The 14233-nt window shown below is 72.5% G+C and carries 18 protein-coding genes; 6 read left to right on the forward strand and 12 right to left on the reverse strand.

Going from position 1 to position 14233, the window contains the following annotated elements; translation table 11 throughout:
• Positions 1-8 precede the first annotated feature (8 nt).
• Genes ABD120_RS18730 through ABD120_RS18750 form a run of 5 tightly spaced genes read right to left on the reverse strand, consistent with a single transcriptional unit; the run spans position 9 to position 3956 of the window.
• Entirely contained in the window at positions 9-1400 is a 1392-nt protein-coding gene (locus ABD120_RS18730; protein ID WP_343951202.1) for an alpha/beta fold hydrolase, read from the reverse strand.
• A 25-nt stretch (positions 1401-1425) separates the two neighbouring features.
• On the reverse strand, positions 1426-1983 hold the full coding sequence (gene pspAB / locus ABD120_RS18735) for a PspA-associated protein PspAB (protein ID WP_343951203.1): 558 nt from the start codon (positions 1981-1983) through the stop codon (positions 1426-1428).
• Positions 1980-2873, reverse strand: a complete 894-nt coding sequence (gene htpX, locus ABD120_RS18740) for a zinc metalloprotease HtpX (RefSeq protein WP_343951204.1) — start codon at positions 2871-2873, stop codon at positions 1980-1982. Before htpX ends, pspAB begins: the two co-directional genes overlap by 4 nt.
• 4 nt (positions 2874-2877) lie before the next feature.
• Complete coding sequence (gene pspAA, locus ABD120_RS18745) at positions 2878-3156, reverse strand: PspA-associated protein PspAA (RefSeq protein WP_343951205.1); 279 nt, start codon at positions 3154-3156, stop codon at positions 2878-2880.
• Positions 3153-3956, reverse strand: a complete 804-nt coding sequence (locus ABD120_RS18750) for a PspA/IM30 family protein (RefSeq protein WP_343951206.1) — start codon at positions 3954-3956, stop codon at positions 3153-3155. Before ABD120_RS18750 ends, pspAA begins: the two co-directional genes overlap by 4 nt.
• A gap of 153 nt (positions 3957-4109) precedes the next feature.
• Between ABD120_RS18750 and ABD120_RS18755 the strand changes: the two genes are divergently transcribed.
• Positions 4110-4694, forward strand: coding sequence for a DUF3043 domain-containing protein (locus ABD120_RS18755; RefSeq protein ID WP_343951207.1), 585 nt, complete (start codon positions 4110-4112; stop codon positions 4692-4694).
• A gap of 148 nt (positions 4695-4842) precedes the next feature.
• Here the strand turns inward: ABD120_RS18755 and ABD120_RS18760 are convergent, their stop codons facing one another.
• Entirely contained in the window at positions 4843-5718 is an 876-nt protein-coding gene (locus ABD120_RS18760) for an SMI1/KNR4 family protein (RefSeq protein ID WP_343951208.1), read from the reverse strand.
• Positions 5719-5848: 130 nt separating this feature from the next.
• On the opposite strand from ABD120_RS18760, the gene ABD120_RS18765 reads away from it, so the two are divergent.
• Positions 5849-6844 (forward strand): aldo/keto reductase family protein, encoded by a 996-nt coding sequence (locus tag ABD120_RS18765; protein ID WP_343951209.1) that lies wholly within the window; start codon positions 5849-5851, stop codon positions 6842-6844.
• 53 nt (positions 6845-6897) lie between these two features.
• On the opposite strand, the gene ABD120_RS18770 is transcribed toward ABD120_RS18765, so the two are convergent.
• Positions 6898-7104 (reverse strand): hypothetical protein, encoded by a 207-nt coding sequence (locus tag ABD120_RS18770; RefSeq protein WP_343951210.1) that lies wholly within the window; start codon positions 7102-7104, stop codon positions 6898-6900.
• Between the two features lie 188 nt (positions 7105-7292).
• Between ABD120_RS18770 and ABD120_RS18775 the strand changes: the two genes are divergently transcribed.
• Positions 7293-8252 (forward strand): bifunctional adenosylcobinamide kinase/adenosylcobinamide-phosphate guanylyltransferase, encoded by a 960-nt coding sequence (locus ABD120_RS18775; RefSeq protein ID WP_343951211.1) that lies wholly within the window; start codon positions 7293-7295, stop codon positions 8250-8252.
• A gap of 118 nt (positions 8253-8370) precedes the next feature.
• Here ABD120_RS18775 and ABD120_RS18780 read toward each other — a convergent pair whose 3' ends face one another.
• Complete coding sequence (locus ABD120_RS18780; RefSeq protein WP_343951212.1) at positions 8371-9177, reverse strand: ABC transporter ATP-binding protein; 807 nt, start codon at positions 9175-9177, stop codon at positions 8371-8373.
• Between the two features lie 51 nt (positions 9178-9228).
• Here ABD120_RS18780 and ABD120_RS18785 point away from each other — a divergent pair, with 51 nt between their 5' ends.
• Both ABD120_RS18785 and ABD120_RS18790 read left to right on the forward strand, forming a co-directional pair.
• On the forward strand, positions 9229-10401 hold the full coding sequence (locus ABD120_RS18785; protein WP_343951213.1) for an aminoglycoside 3'-phosphotransferase: 1173 nt from the start codon (positions 9229-9231) through the stop codon (positions 10399-10401).
• A 67-nt stretch (positions 10402-10468) separates the two neighbouring features.
• On the forward strand, positions 10469-11215 hold the full coding sequence (locus ABD120_RS18790) for an adenosylcobinamide-GDP ribazoletransferase (protein ID WP_343951214.1): 747 nt from the start codon (positions 10469-10471) through the stop codon (positions 11213-11215).
• Positions 11216-11314: 99 nt separating this feature from the next.
• Here the strand turns inward: ABD120_RS18790 and ABD120_RS18795 are convergent, their stop codons facing one another.
• Genes ABD120_RS18795 through ABD120_RS18810 form a run of 4 tightly spaced genes read right to left on the reverse strand, consistent with a single transcriptional unit; the run spans position 11315 to position 13678 of the window.
• Positions 11315-12232: a CPBP family intramembrane glutamic endopeptidase gene (locus ABD120_RS18795; RefSeq protein ID WP_343951215.1), complete on the reverse strand. Its 918-nt coding sequence runs from the start codon at positions 12230-12232 to the stop codon at positions 11315-11317.
• Complete coding sequence (locus ABD120_RS18800) at positions 12229-12375, reverse strand: hypothetical protein (RefSeq protein WP_343951216.1); 147 nt, start codon at positions 12373-12375, stop codon at positions 12229-12231. Before ABD120_RS18800 ends, ABD120_RS18795 begins: the two co-directional genes overlap by 4 nt.
• The gene (locus ABD120_RS18805) at positions 12372-13334 is read right to left on the reverse strand and encodes an SdpI family protein (RefSeq protein ID WP_343951217.1); all 963 of its coding nucleotides are present in this window, start codon (positions 13332-13334) and stop codon (positions 12372-12374) included. The genes ABD120_RS18800 and ABD120_RS18805 overlap by 4 nt, the downstream gene beginning before the upstream one ends.
• Entirely contained in the window at positions 13331-13678 is a 348-nt protein-coding gene (locus ABD120_RS18810) for a GntR family transcriptional regulator (protein ID WP_343951218.1), read from the reverse strand. The genes ABD120_RS18805 and ABD120_RS18810 overlap by 4 nt, the downstream gene beginning before the upstream one ends.
• Positions 13679-13782: 104 nt before the next feature.
• On the opposite strand from ABD120_RS18810, the gene ABD120_RS18815 reads away from it, so the two are divergent.
• The coding region (locus ABD120_RS18815) for a M17 family peptidase N-terminal domain-containing protein (protein WP_343951219.1) at positions 13783-14233 on the forward strand (451 nt) is incomplete at its 3' end.

Here is a 14233-nt window from a genome sequence, read left to right on the forward strand (position 1 = left end):
ATACCCGGTTACTCTCTGATAAAAGACCTGGTGATGACGTCGGGGACGTCGAGATGCACCTGGTGCCCGGAGTCCGGCAACCGGACGAGTTCGGCGCCCAGCTCCCGCGCCAGCCGCTCGTGGCACGGGTTGGCGCGGCCCGCCGAGATCACCACGGTCGGGATCGGCGGAAAGGGATGCTCCCGGCGGATCGTCCGCAGCTCCAGCGCCATGTCGCGGTAGGCGAACCACTCCCCCACGGCCGCCGCCAGCACCGGGCCCTCGCGGTAGACGCCCTCGCGGTCGCCGCCCGCGCCCGACAGGCGGTGCGCGAGGCGCCCGAAGCAGCGGGCCACCGCCGTCGCGCCCCAGGTTCCGCCCAGCGCGGGCAGCCAGCGGCCCACCGCCCGGCCCAGGGCCGAGGTGCCGCGACCGAGGCCGTCCCGGCAGCTCGGGTCCACCAGGACCAGGCGGGAGACGCGCAGCGGATGCAGGCGGGCGAACGCCTCGGCGTTCCAGGCGGCCATGGAGTGGGCGATGACCGCCGCCTTCTCGGGGTGGGCGGGGGCCAGCGCGGCCAGGCGGGCGGCTTCGCCGTACAGGGTGGGTGGGGCGGTGGCGGCGGGACTGCGGCCGAGGCCGGGGCGGTCGAAGCGGATCACCCGGTGGTCGCCGGCGAGGTCCGAGGCGACGGCGTCCCAGTGGAACCAGGCGCCGCCCATGCCCGAGGTGATGAGGACGGCCGGGCCCGCGCCCTCCTCCAGCACCGCCGAGCCGGACTCCCGCCTGCCCCGCCACTCGGGCGGATCACGATGTGGCGGGCCGGGGCGGGACAGCAGGTGGACGGCCACGTACACGAGCCAGATCGCGAGGATCGCCACCTGGGCGCGCTGGGCCGCGCCGATCAGCGTGCCGGTGAGTATGGCGGTCACGGTGAACGCGCTCACCAGCGCGTACACGCCCGACAGCAGCCAGGCCCCTCGGGTGCGCCAGCACCGGGCCAGCAGCACCGCCGCGACGAGCGCGCAGGCGGCGGCAAGGGCGCCGAACAACCCGTGCAGCCGGTGGGAGAACGACAGCGGGCCGATCTCGCAGACGGGGTCGCTGCGGGCGGCGCAGTCGAGGGGGAACAGGCCGTCGAGGACGGTGAACGCGCCGAACAGGGCCAGGGCCAGCCATCCGGCCCACTCCCGCCGCACGCGCGGGATGAGGGCGACGCCCGCCAGGCACGACAGCCCGGCCAGGCAGTCGGCGACGCGGAACATGATCGACCAGCGCTGGTTACGGGCCGCGAGCTCGCTCAGGTAGCCCTGGGTGCGGTCGATCGCCGCGTTGGCGAACTGGCCGGGCACCCAGGCGCTGTACAGGACTGCCGCAGCCAGAAAAGCAAAGGCGGCAATCACCACCAATCGTCGCTCCACGCGATAATTAGATCACTCAGTGCGATCAGAGCCCAGGGGCGCCCCATACGGGGAACCAGCGGCTGAGATCCTCCTCGATCGGCAGCTCACCCTCCAGCACCCCTCTGGCCTGCAGTTCGAGCGCGTTGTCGCGGCGCTGGCCGGGACGCGGCGCGAACGGGTAGAAAGTGCCGCGTTTGTACAGGTAGACCACCGCCAGCCGACGCTCGTCCGGCCCGGCGAAGGACACCAGGGAACACAGCAGCGACGGGCCGAACCCGGCGCCCTCCAGCGAGGAGTTGACCGCGTGCAACTCGGTCACCAGATCGGCGAGGGCGTCGGGGTCGCGGCGGACCAGCAGCCAGGTGTAGCCGTAGGAGTCCGTGGAGCGTTCCACCCGATCGCCGAGCAGCGCCCGCACGTCGCTCTCCACCGTCGCGAACGCGCCGCCCTCCGCCGTGCGGAAGCTCACCGACCCGAGCCCGGTCGGCGACAGCCCCGTCGCCGCCTGCAGCGTGAGCGCGGCCGACGGCAGCGCGAACAGCGCGTCGAGGTTCGGCTGAACCGCCTTCGTCCGGCCCAGCAGGGCATCCAGCCACTTCATCGGCCGAGTTCCGAGGAGATCTTGGCCAGATTGGCCAGGCGCCGCTCCAGCGGCGGGTGGGTGGCGAACAGGTTCGCGATCGACTGGCCCGGCTTGAGCGCGGGCGCGAAGTAGAAGGCGTTGAACGGCTCGGCCTCGCGCAGGTCGCGCGTCGGGATGCGGGCGATCTCGCCGCTCACCTTGGTCAGTGCGCTGGCCAGCGCGGAGGGGCGCTGGGTCAGCAGCGCGCCGGCGCGGTCGGCGGCCAGTTCGCGGTAGCGCGACAGGGCCCTGGTCAACAGGAAGCTCACGGCGTACACGAGCACGGAGACGAGCAGGATGATCAGTCCGATCGGCACCCCGCTGCGGTCGTCGCGACTCCGTCCGAGCCCGGCGTACAGGGCGAAGCGCGTCATCAGCCCGGCCACCACGCCGAGGAAGGAGGCGATCGTCATCACCGCCACGTCCCGGTGGGCGACGTGCGACAGCTCGTGGGCGAGCACCCCTTCGAGCTCTTCGGGTTCGAGGCGGCGCAGGATGCCGGTCGTCACGCAGACGACGGCCTTCTTCTGGTTGCGGCCGGTGGCGAAGGCGTTGGGCACGTCGGAGTCGGCGACGGCCACCCTCGGCTTGGGCATGTCGGCCATCGCGCACAGCCGGTCGATCAGGCCGTGCAGCTCTGGGGCCTGCTGCGGGGTGACCTCCCGCCCGCCCATCGCGAACAGGGCGATCCGGTCGGACAGGAAGTACTGCGCGAACAGGATGATCCCGGCGACCACCAGCACGGTCAGCGCCCTCACGCCGAGCGCGATGAGGACGCCGACGAAGACGACATAGAGCAACCCCAGCAGGAACATCGTCACGACCATCCGGCGGGTCAGGCCGGAGTCGGGCGCGAACCGCGTGCGCATGGGGTTATCCCGGGATGAGGCCCTGGTCGCCCAGCATGTCCCGGACCTCATCGATGGATGCGTCCGCGGGGGGAAGGATCAGCTCAGACGGCTCAAGGCTGTCGTCGGGGAGCGCCTTTCCGACCTGGCGCACCTTGTCGAGCAGGGCGTGGAGCTTCACGCGGAAGGTCTCCTCGTCGACGGCCTCGATGGCCGCCTCCAGCTCGTCGTCGAGTTCGTTGAGCACGGCGAGGTCGGCCTCGGAGATCTGCACCTGGCCCTCGCCCATGATCCGCACGATCATACGCCGTCCCCCTGCCTGGGCAGCTGCGTGTGCGGCTGCTGCTGCGGCTGCGGCGCCTGCTGCGTCTGCCCCTGCTCGATCGAGCTCTGCGGGGCCGGGCCCTGCCCGAGCTCCGCCTTCATCTTCGCGAGCTCAAGTTCGACGTCCATGCCGCCGCCCATGCGGTCGAGTTCGGTCTGGATGTCGTCGCCGCGCGTGCCGCTGTAGTCGTCGAGCGCACCGCTGGCGAGCAGTTCGTCGATCGCGCCCGCGCGAGCCTGCATCTGCGCCGTCTTGTCCTCGGCGCGCTGGATCGCCAGGCCGACGTCGCCCATCTCCTCGGAGATGCCGGAGAACGCCTCGTTGATGCGCGTCTGCGCCTCGGCGGCCGTATAGGTGGCCTTGATGGTCTCCTTCTTCGTCCGGAAGGAGTCGACCTTGGCCTGGAGCCGCTGGGAGGCCGTGGTGAGCTTCTCCTCCTCGGCCTGGAGGTTGTCATGCTGGACACGGAGGTCGGCGATCTGGCCCTGCAGACCGGAACGACGGCTCAGCGCCTCGCGGGCGAGATCCTCGCGCCCGACGGAAAGCGCCTTGCGGCCCTGGTCCTCAAGCTTCCTCGACTGCTGCTCCAGTCCGTTGATCTGCAGCTCGACACGCTTACGGGAGGTGGCGACGTCGGCCACGCCCCTGCGCACCTTCTGCAGCAGCTCCAACTGCCGCTGGTAGGAATAGTCGAGGGTCTCGCGTGGATCCTCCATCTTGTCCAGGGCCTTGTTGGCCTTGGACTTGAAGATCATCGAAAGTCTCTTCATCACGCTCATGCGCGTCGGCCGTCCCCTTCTTAGGTCGTGCTGTTGGTCACCCGCTGCAGCGACGCCGCCTTGTGATTACCCTACGCATAACGCACGAGGGCGTCACTAAGTTGCAGTCCAGGTAGGGTTGACGTCGTGTTGCGACGCCGTTCCCAAAGCTCCGTGGACGACACCCCCGTCCCCGATGACGATCCTAAGCCCCAGGGTAAGGGTCGTCCCACACCCAAGCGCCGTGATGCCGAAGGCAGACGGCGCCAGCCGGTCTCGGCGCCCAAGGATCGTAAAGAGGCCTATCGGCAGATGCGGGCCAAGCAGGCCGCCGAGCGCGAACGCGCCCGTAAGGGCATGCTGGCGGGCGATGAGAAGTACTTCCCTGCCCGCGACCGAGGGGTCGCGCGGAAGTTCGCCCGCGACTGGGTTGACTCACGCCGTCTGCCGAGCCAGTACTTTTTGCCGTTCTCCCTGCTCATCCTACTGCTGACCTGGCTCCCGTGGGGGGCGGGCACCCGCGAGGTCGTCCTCTACTGGGTGATGCTCACAGGCTGGCCGCTGATGATGGTCGGTGTGATCTTCACCTCCGTCTTCGTCGCCTGGAAGGTGAAGAAGGAGGTCGCGGCCAAGTTCCCGAACGAGCCCCTGAAGGGCGTCGGGTTCTACGCGGCCATGCGGGCGCTGCAGATCCGCAAGCTGCGCTTCCCGCCGCCGCAGGTGCGGCCGGGCGGCAAGCCGGTCCAGCCGAAGAGGTAGGGGCGCGCCCGCGCGGCGTCCGGCGCGCCCGCGCCGCACCGCGCGGCGGCCGGTCTCCCTCTCACGGCACAGCCGTACCACCCGCCACCCGCCGCCATGGGCGGGCGGCCTCCAGGGTCACGCTCCGCGCCGTCCTCGCCACCCGCCGTCACGCCGCCTCGCGCGCGGCGGCGTGCAGCAGGCTCAGGAAGCTCCCCGCCACCTGGTCTCCGCCGTCGAAGACCGCGCCGGTGCGGGGGTCCACATGGCCGAGGCGGCCGTCGAGGTAGGGGATCCGGTCGGCCTGCCACCCGGGATCCCGGGCGCAGGACGAGCGCCAGGCGTCGCGGATCTCCCTGATGCTGTACAGCTTCGCCGCTCCCCTGCCCAGGTCGAAGCCCGAGGTGCCGTCGTGGCGCAGGAGCGAGGCGCGCAGGGCGTCGGGGAATCGCAGACCCATCTGGGCCTCGGCGACGGCGATCCGCCCCGCGCTGCCGCGCGGCCCCAGCGACCGGTAGGCGTGGGGATCCTGTGCCTTCAGGGTCCGTTCGATGAGCCGCCACTGCCGGTCGACGGCCCGCTTGATCTCGGGATCCAGCGGGCGCACCACCGGCTTGCGCACCGTCGGCCGGCAACCGGGGTCGGAGGAGGGGGCCGTAGGCTCCTGCGACGGACGTTGCACGGCCCGGCCGATGGGTGCCGGCGGGCCGGTGGGCGGCACCCATTCGTCGGTGACCGGGTTCGTTAAGTCGCCAGGCGAGGGCACCGGCTGCGGGCCTGGGGTGTTCTGGGCGCCGAGGTGCCGTCGCAGCCCGGCGTCGGCGGCATCCTGAGCGGGGGTGCGGATCAGCACCGTCGCGGCGACGACGGCCACGGCTCCGGCGATGAGCAGCCAGGCGGGCGCCACGCTGCGGCGCACGGACGCGGCGGGCGGAGGAGGCTCCTGAGGCGGCGGCGACTCGGGCGTCTGGGCACGGCGCCGTACCCGGACTCCGATCGCGATCACGATCGCCACGGTCAACGCACGCCGGAGCAGCTTCCCCACCCCGCGACCTTATCCCGGATCCGCTGCCCGGGCCCCCGATCCGAGTGGGGGCGCCGTGATAGCCCGGGGCTTCGCCCACACCATCAAAAATGGGGCGCAAGCTGACGATCTCACCCTTTAGGGTTGATATATGGAATTCCGTCACCTCGGCCGCAGCGGTCTCATCGTCAGTGAGATCAGCTACGGCAACTGGATCACCCACGGCTCGCAGGTTGAGGAGGACGCGGCCAAGAAGTGCGTGCAGGCGGCGCTGGACGAGGGCATCACCACCTTCGACACCGCGGACGTCTATGCGGAGACCAAGGCCGAGGAGGTGCTCGGCCGGGCGCTGAAGGGGCAGCGCAGGGAGGGCCTGGAGATCTTCACCAAGGTCTTCTGGCCGACCGGCCCCGGCAAGAACGACCGGGGGCTGTCGCGCAAGCACATCACCGAGTCGATCCACGGCTCGCTGCGCCGCCTGCAGACCGACTACGTCGATCTGTACCAGGCCCACCGCTTCGACTACAGCACGCCGTTGGAGGAGACCCTCAAGACCTTCGACGACCTCGTACGGCAGGGCAAGGTCCTGTACGTCGGCGTCAGCGAGTGGAGCGCGGACGAGATCGCCCGGGCGCTGAAGATCGCCGACGAGATGGGCTTCGACCGGATCGTGTCCAACCAGCCGCAGTACTCCATGCTGTGGCGGGTCATCGAGCCGGAGATCGTACCGCTGAGCGAGAAGGAGGGCCTCGGGCAGATCGTCTGGTCGCCGATCGCCCAGGGTGTGCTCACCGGTAAGTACCTGCCCGGCCGGCCGCCGCCCTCGGGCTCGCGCGCCACGGCGGAACTCGGCTTCTTCATCCAGGACTGGCTGCGCGACGAGGTCCTGACCAAGGTGCAGGAGCTCAAGCCGATCGCGGCCGACCTGGGGCTCACCATGGCCCAGCTGGCCATCGCCTGGGTGCTGCAGAACCCGAACGTCTCCAGCGCCATCATCGGGGCCAGCCGTCCCGAGCAGGTGCGCGACAACGTCAAGGCGGTGGGCGTCAAGCTCGACGCCGAGGTCATGTCGCGCATCGACGCGGTGCTCGGTTCCGTCGTCGAGCGGGACCCGACCAAGACGGACAGCCCGAAGGAACGTCCGTGACCGTCCGTTAGAAAACGAAAACCCCTTGAGCGGTCTCAAGGGGTTTTCGTTTTTCACTCGACGCGCAATGACATTCCCGCGTATTCGACGCGGTCCTCTTCCAGCAGTGCCACCTGTTCCACACCGGATTCCAGGAGTTCCCGCCAATTCTCGCCGAGCCAGGACTCGGCGTCGGCCTGGCTGGAAAACACCTCGCGCGGCAACGGGCGGTCGGTTACCTCTCCGCCTTGAGCATTCTCATAACGCCACCGCCATGTCATGCCATACACTCCTTTTTTCGCGGGTCCGCACTCCGTCAGCAAGGGAACCTTACTCCCGCGCGGGCCGGCCGGCGCCGCGCGGAATTCGTGGTGCCGTCCTCTTTCCTCCCACCGGACACCGGCCGCCAATCCGGTTTTCCGGCTGGGCCGGAAAACGCGCGCCGGTGGGGCGCCGATAGGCTCGGCGGGTGAGGGTGCGCTTCGAGGGGACCGCAGGTGCGGCAGGCTGGCCGGAGGCCGGGTGCCCGTGCGCCTCGTGCGCGCGACTTCCGGAGGGCGCTCGCGCCCCTGCCCGGATCGTCGTGGACGGCCGGCCGCTGACCGGCGGCCCGGTCGTGTCGGGCACCCGCAGACTGCTCTACGCACCGGACGGCGCCGCCGACGGGTTCGCGCCGGTGGAAGCGTTCGATCTGGTCGTGCTCCGGCTGGACGGGGCCCCCGAGCGGCTGGCCGGGCTCCGGCGGCGGGGCGCCGTGGGCGAGAGCACCGACGTGGTGGTCGTGGGGATCGACCACCGGGTGCCGTCAGAGGAGGAACTGGCCAGGCGGCTGGGGTTCTGGGGCGCGCGGACGGTTCCCGACGGGACCGTGGTCGACCTCGACCGGCCCGCGCCGCGACGTCCTCCTGTGCCCCGCAGGACACTGCTGCTCGGCGGGTCGCGGTCGGGCAAGTCCGCGGAGGCGGAACTGCGGCTGGCCGCCGAGCCCGCGGTGACGTACGTGGCCACGGGGCCGTCCGGCGCCGGCGACGGGGAGTGGGCCGCGCGGGTGCGGGCGCACCGGGAGCGGTGGCCGCCGCACTGGGAGACGCTGGAGAGCACCGACCTGGCCTCGGTGATCGCCCACGCGCGTACCCCGCTGCTGATCGACGGACTGGGCACGTGGGTGGCGGCGGTGTTCGACGAACTCGGGGCGTGGGAGGGCGGGCGCGAGGGCGTGCACGCGCGGTGCGACGACCTGGTGGCGGCGTGGCGGCGGGCCCGGGTGCGGGTGGTGGCGGTCTCGGACGAGGTCGGCATGGGCGTGGTGCCCGCGACGGCGAGCGGCCGGGCCTTCAGGGACGTGCTGGGGCGGCTGAACGCCCGGCTCGCGGCCGAATCGGAGTCCGTGGCCCTGGTGGTGGCGGGCCGGGTCCTCCCACTGCCGTAGCCGCTATGGCGCGGTGGACCTCCAGCCCGAACCGGAAACGGGGCCGGGTCCTCCCTCCGCCGTGGCCGCTGCGGAGCCCCACCCCGCCCGCCGCGCTGGGCGCTCCGGCGGTGGAGTCCTATCCCGGCCGGTTCGCGGCGCGTGCGTACCAGCGGCCGTCGACGCGGTCCACGTCCAGGGGGCGGCCGAAGCACTCCGACAGGTTGGCGCCCGTGACGACCTCGTCCGCCGGGCCCGCCGCCAGCATCCGTGTGTCCCGCAGCAGCAGCACGTGGGTGGTCGTGGCGGGCATCTCCTCCAGGTGGTGCGTGACCGTGACCGTGGACAGCACCGGCCGGGTGGCGGCCAGGTGCTCGACGGCGGCGATCAGGTCCTCGCGCGCGGGCAGGTCGAGCCCTGCGGACGGTTCGTCGAGCAGCAGCAGCGCGGGCTCGCTCATGAGCGCCCTCGCCACCCGCACGCGGGCGCGCTCGCCCTGCGAGCACACACGGAACTCACGGTCGGCGAGGTCCTTGCAGCCGAGGTCGGCCAGCAGCCGTAGCGCGCGCTCCCGCTCGACGTCCCCGTACGCCGACCAGATCGGCACGCTCGTCCCCGAGTGCCCGGTGAGGACGACGGTGAGCGCGGTGGCCCCTTCGTCCTCCATGAGCCCTTCGTCCACCAGCCCCTGGCTGGCGGCGACCAAACCGATGTGGCGGCGCAGTTCGCGCAGGTCCACCCGGCCGAGGCGGTGGCCGAGCACGTGGACGGCGCCCTCCGACGGGTGCCGGACGGCGGCCGCGAGCCCGAGGAGCGTCGTCTTCCCCGCGCCGTTGGGGCCGAGCACCACCCAGTGCTCGCCGAAATCGACCCGCCAGTCGATGTCGTTGAGCAAGGTCTTTCCGACTACTCGGACACCGACGCCTTCGAGTTCCACCACGTGCATTCGGCCACGATAACGTTCTTAATCATGCTTCACGAAAAGGTTCGGGCGCTTGTGACCGCCGACACCCGGCTGCGGGTGACGACCGCCGACGCTTCCGCGCTGGCCGCGCTGGCGTCGGGCGGCGGGCCACCGCTCGCCCTGGGGCTGGCCCGGCTGGCGCTGGGTGAGCACGCGGCCGCCGCCGCGTGTTTCGAGGCCGCGCTGCGCGCGGCGCGCGGCCCCGACGAGGTGGTGGCGGCGCGGATCGGCCTCGCCGACGCGCTGCGCTACGGCGGCGACGCCATGACTGCCGGCACCCTGTACGAGTACACCGCCGAACTGGCCCGCCGCGAGGCGCCCGCGCTGCTGCCGTACGCTCTGCGGCAGCAGGGGCTGGCGCTGGCCGAGCTCGGCCGGCTCGGGGCCGCGCGCGAGAGGCTGGCCGAGGCGCTGGCGCTGCGGATCGGCGACCCCTCGGGCGCCGCGGCCGCGCTGGAGGCGATCGAGGACCCCGGCTTCCCGCTGCCGCTGCCGCCGTCGGTGCTGGCGCTGGTCGGTCACGACGCGGTGTGGGATCACGACGGGCACGGCGGCGCGAGCGGTTCGCTGGCGCACGTGGCCGGACGCTACTACGTGCGGCGCGGTCCGCAGGCCGAGGCCGAGCACGAGCGGCTGTCGTGGCTGCGGCGGTGGTCGCGGGTGCCGGAGGTGGCGTTGTTCGAGGACGGCGTGCTGGTGACCGCCGACGCCGGGCTGCCCAGTCTGGAGGACGCGGGGGACGGGCGCGCGGCCGAGGTCGGCGAGCTGATGGGGCGCACGCTGCGCGCCCTGCACGCCCTGCCGGTGGCCGAGTGCCCGTTCGACGGGCGGCTGGACGTCACCCTGGCGCGGGCCGGGCACAACGTGCTGCGCGGCCTGGTCGATCCGGACGACTTCGACGACGACAACGCCGGCCGTACCCCGCAGGACGTCCTGGACGAACTGCGCGCCGCCCGGCCCGCCGTGGAGGACCTCGTGGTCGCCCACGGCGACTTCACCCCGGGGAACGTCCTGGAGGGTGGCATGCTGCTCGACGTGGGCGGGCTCGGCGTGGCCGACCGCTACCGCGACCTCGCGATCGCGGTCCGCGACCTGGACGGCGACTTCGGGCAGGCGGCGGTGACGGCGTTCCGGTCCGCGTACGGGCTGACCGGTTTCGACGACGAACGGCTGCGCTACTACCGGCTGCTCGACGAGTTGTTCTGATGGACGGGCCGCTCTGCTGGACGCGCTGTTCCGGTGAACGGGCCGCGCTGCTGGACAGGCTGTTCTGATGGACGGGCTGCGGTTCGCCGTCGGGACGCTGACGGCCGTGCCCGTCCGTGTCACGCGGGTGGACCGTACGGTGGCGGGCCGGGCGATGCTGCTGGCCCCCCTGGTCGGGCTGGCCCTGGGGCTGGTGGCGGCGCTGCCGCTGGCGCTGCCCGTGGCGCCGCCGCTGGGCGCGCTGCTGGCGATCGGCGCGCTGGCGCTGCTCACGCGCGGGCTGCACCTGGACGGCCTGGCGGACCTGGCGGACGGGCTCGGCAGCGCCAAACCCGCCCCTCAAGCCCTCGACATCATGAAAAAGTCGGACATCGGGCCGTTCGGGGTGCTGGCGCTGCTCTTCGTGATCGGCATCCAGACCTTCGCGCTGGCCGAGGTGCACGAGCTCCCGGCCGGGCAGGTCGCCGTGCTGGCGACCGCCTGCGTCACCGGACGGCTGGCGCTCGCCTGGGCCTGCCGCTCCGGGGTTCCGGCCGCGCGTCCCGGCGGGCTGGGCGCCATGGTCGCCCAGACGGTACGGCCCCGCGCCGCGTGGGCCGCCACCGCGCTCGTCCTGCTGGCCGCCTGCGCGGCGGGCCCGCTGACCGGCCGGGTGTACGCCCTGCCGCTGGCGGCGCTGGCCGGGCTCGGGGCCGCCCTCCTGCTGCTGCGGCACGCCGAGAGGCGTCTGGGCGGCGTCACGGGCGACGTATTGGGCGCCCTGGTGGAGACCGCAGTCACCACCGCCCTGGTAGTGACCGCGATCGTGGCCTGAGGGGCTCAGACGGAAAACTCTGACCGGGCTCAGAAAGCGAGCCCTGAGCGAACCCATGCAGCAGGTCACGGAGGGCCCAGGAGCAGGCCCTGCGCAGGCTCAGGCGGAGGGTTCTGACCGGGCTGGGGCGGCGGGCTCCGAAGGGGCCGAGGCGGCGGGCGACCGTACCGGGAAGAGCCTGAACAGGGCGAACGCCAGGCCGGCGAGCAGCGCCCACCCCACCGGGCCGGTGACGCCCGCGACCGTGGTGTCCGGCGGCGCGGCCACGTCGCCGAGCAGGAGGACCGCCCCCGCCGTCGCGTTGAACGAGCCGTGGGCCACCACGGCGGGCCAGACGCTGCCGGTGCGCAGGCGCAGCCAGCCGATGGCGACGCCGAGCGCCACGCAGGCGATGACGAAGTACGGCGCCGCCCACGGCCCGAAGGCCGGGTAGTTGTAGCCCAGCAGGGTCGCGGGCGCGTGCCACAGCCCCCAGATCACCCCGCCGAGCATCAGTCCGGGGAACACGCCCCGGGCAGCGACCAGGCGGGGCTGCAGCCAGCCGCGCCAGCCGAGTTCCTCGCCGAGCATGGGCAGCACGTTGAGCACGGGCGCCAGGAGCACGGCGACGAGAATCTGTGTCACGACGAGCGGTCCGAGGGCGGCGGGCGCCTCGACGCCCTTGGCGGACAGTCCCTGCCGGAAAAGGCTGAACCCGTCGAGATCGAGGGCGACCAGGCCGAGCGCGGCGCTCAGCGCGAGCGCGAGCCCCACGATCGCGGGGACGGCGAGCCAGGTGGCGGCCATCACCCCGAGCGTGCGCGCACGGCGGGGGCCGAGCGTGAGCCCGTTGTCGCGAGCCCACTGCCGGAACGGGGTGCGCTCGCGCGCCCACACGGCGAGGACTCCGAGCGCGGGGGTGAACATCATGGCGGTGAGGCCGGGCAGGAACCAGGGCGAGCCCTGCCCCCCGGTCAGCCAGGCGGGCAGCACGAACAGCCACGACAGCCCGAAGGCGACGGCCAGAAAGAGCCTCATGCCGCTTGCCTCCCGATGAGCGCGTCGGCCCTCAGGCCCGTCTTCCTCCCGACGAGCGCATCGGCCCTCAGATCCGTCTTCCTCCCGACGAGCGCATCGGCCCTCAGGCCCGCGTTCCCTCCGACCAGCGCGTCGAGTCTCACGCGGCCTTCCTCTCGACCAGCGCGTTGACGAGGGCGGCGCCGCTCGCGGCGTCGTCGACGCTGACGAGCAGCCGGCCTCCGGTGTGATAGCGCAGCACGAGGCACTCCCCCGCGCGCATCATGATCACGGCAGCGCCCGGCACTCCGCGAAAGCCCCAGCCGCCGACCTCGCTCGGGCGGCGCTCCTCCGACCACGCCTTCTCGATCTTGGACAGGTCGATGCGCCGGACCGGCCAGCCGAAGGGGCCGAAGGCGAGGGCCACGCCGCCCTCGGTCACACGTACGGTGACCGCGCTGCTGAACAGCCCGGCCAGCAGCCCGAGCGTGCCGACGGCCACCAGCACCGCCCACGGAGCGCCGGGCAGGATGCCGAGGTAGGCGAGGACGGCCATGCCGAGGACGGTCAGCGCGCCGAGGAACGAGGCGGCGAGCACGGCGCCGCTCCCCGCCCTGCTCACCCAGACGGCGCGCTGCCCCTTGCGCAGGCGCAGGGCGGGCGGCCTCTCGCCGGCCGGCGGCACCGGGTCCTTGGCGCCCTTGCCGAGGAGTCCGGCGGCGGCGCCCGCCCCGAGCGCGGCGACGACCGCGGCGAGCGCCAGCCAGCCGGGCAGTTCGGCGGCGTTCCAGACGACCTGGTCGAGGTTGGCGTACAGGGTGGTGAGGGAGATGCCGACCATGAGCACGCCCGCGCCGACGAGGCTCGCCCACCACACGGCCCGGCCGGCGCTGCGCTCCAGCGCCCGGCCGTGCAGGTGGACCGCGAGCAGGACGACCCAGATCACCGTCCACGCCAGCGCGGTCGTGACGGCGTAGGCGGTCAGCGAGGCGTACCCGTCGGCGCGCTCGGCCCAGTGGGTGGCGAGCGGGTCGGGCAGCCGGTCCCGCAGGGCGAGGGGTGACCAGACGAGGGCGGCGGTGAGGGCCAGCCCCCACACGGCGCCGAACAGCCGGGCTGTCATGGCAGTGCCTCCAGGATCTTGATGAGGTCGTCACGGCGGTAGCCGTACCTTCTGGCCTCTTCGAGCAGTTCACGCGTCCGCTGGACGAGCAGCGCGTGGCCGTCGGCCCGCGACGCGACGCTGACGCCCCGGCCCCGCCGGAACTCCAGCAGCCCTTCGTCGCGCAGTTCGCGCAGGGCTCGCAGGACGGTGTTGACGTTGATGCCGAGCGCCTCGGCGAGGTCGCGCGCGGGCGGCAGCCGGTCTCCTTGGCCATAGGAGCCGTCGCCGATCGCGCGCCTGATCGCCCCTGCCACCTGTTCGTGGAGGGGATGCGCGTCGTTGAGATCGAGCGTGATCAACATGGTGCTAATAACACTATCACCATCATCGAGATAGTGCGCACCATCAATGGTGGGATGAACCCCTGTTTGTGAGTACTGAGAAAGCGCGGATAGCATCGGTTTACGTGACCACTGTGCGGCTGAACTCAGCAGATCCCGTCTCGTTCGACACCGACGCGCTCGTCGTCGGATTCCACCCCGGCCCCGAGGGCCCCCGGCCCGCCGTGGACGGGCTCGACGCCGCCTTCGACGGCAAGCTCGCTGCTTCGCTGACGGCCGTCGGATTCACCGGCAAGGCCGGGGAGAGCGCGAAGGTACCGACGTTCGGCGCCATCTCCGCGCCGCTGCTGGTCGCGGTCGGGCTGGGCGACTCGCCCGACGCCGAGACGCTCCGCCGCGCGGCGGGCGCCGCCGTACGCGGGCTCGCGGGCACCGCCCGCGCCGCGCTCGCCCTCGACGGCGAGGCGGAGGCCGTCGCCCTCGGCGGCCTGCTCGGCGCCTACGACTACAGCCGCTACCGCACCAACGGCGTCCGGAAGGCGCCCGTCGGCGAGCTGACCGTGCTCGCGCCGGCGG

Source organism: Nonomuraea longicatena, assembly GCF_039525605.1.
In the GTDB taxonomy this organism is placed as follows: Bacteria; Actinomycetota; Actinomycetes; order Streptosporangiales; family Streptosporangiaceae; genus Nonomuraea; species Nonomuraea longicatena.

Excerpts from the sequence above, each read along its gene's own strand:
- ABD120_RS18805 (WP_343951217.1), bottom strand. The coding sequence starts at position 13,334 with ATGACAGCCCGGCTGTTCGGCGCCGTGTGGGGGCTGGCCCTCACCGCC.
- htpX (WP_343951204.1), bottom strand. The coding sequence starts at position 2,873 with ATGCGCACGCGGTTCGCGCCCGACTCCGGCCTGACCCGCCGGATGGTC.
- ABD120_RS18780 (WP_343951212.1), bottom strand. The coding sequence starts at position 9,177 with ATGCACGTGGTGGAACTCGAAGGCGTCGGTGTCCGAGTAGTCGGAAAG.
- ABD120_RS18795 (WP_343951215.1), bottom strand. The coding sequence starts at position 12,232 with ATGAGGCTCTTTCTGGCCGTCGCCTTCGGGCTGTCGTGGCTGTTCGTG.
- pspAA (WP_343951205.1), bottom strand. The coding sequence starts at position 3,156 with ATGATCGTGCGGATCATGGGCGAGGGCCAGGTGCAGATCTCCGAGGCC.
- pspAB (WP_343951203.1), bottom strand. The coding sequence starts at position 1,983 with ATGAAGTGGCTGGATGCCCTGCTGGGCCGGACGAAGGCGGTTCAGCCG.
- ABD120_RS18750 (WP_343951206.1), bottom strand. The coding sequence starts at position 3,956 with ATGAGCGTGATGAAGAGACTTTCGATGATCTTCAAGTCCAAGGCCAAC.
- ABD120_RS18765 (WP_343951209.1), top strand. The coding sequence starts at position 5,849 with ATGGAATTCCGTCACCTCGGCCGCAGCGGTCTCATCGTCAGTGAGATC.
- ABD120_RS18790 (WP_343951214.1), top strand. The coding sequence starts at position 10,469 with ATGGACGGGCTGCGGTTCGCCGTCGGGACGCTGACGGCCGTGCCCGTC.
- ABD120_RS18770 (WP_343951210.1), bottom strand. The coding sequence starts at position 7,104 with ATGACATGGCGGTGGCGTTATGAGAATGCTCAAGGCGGAGAGGTAACC.
- ABD120_RS18810 (WP_343951218.1), bottom strand. The coding sequence starts at position 13,678 with ATGTTGATCACGCTCGATCTCAACGACGCGCATCCCCTCCACGAACAG.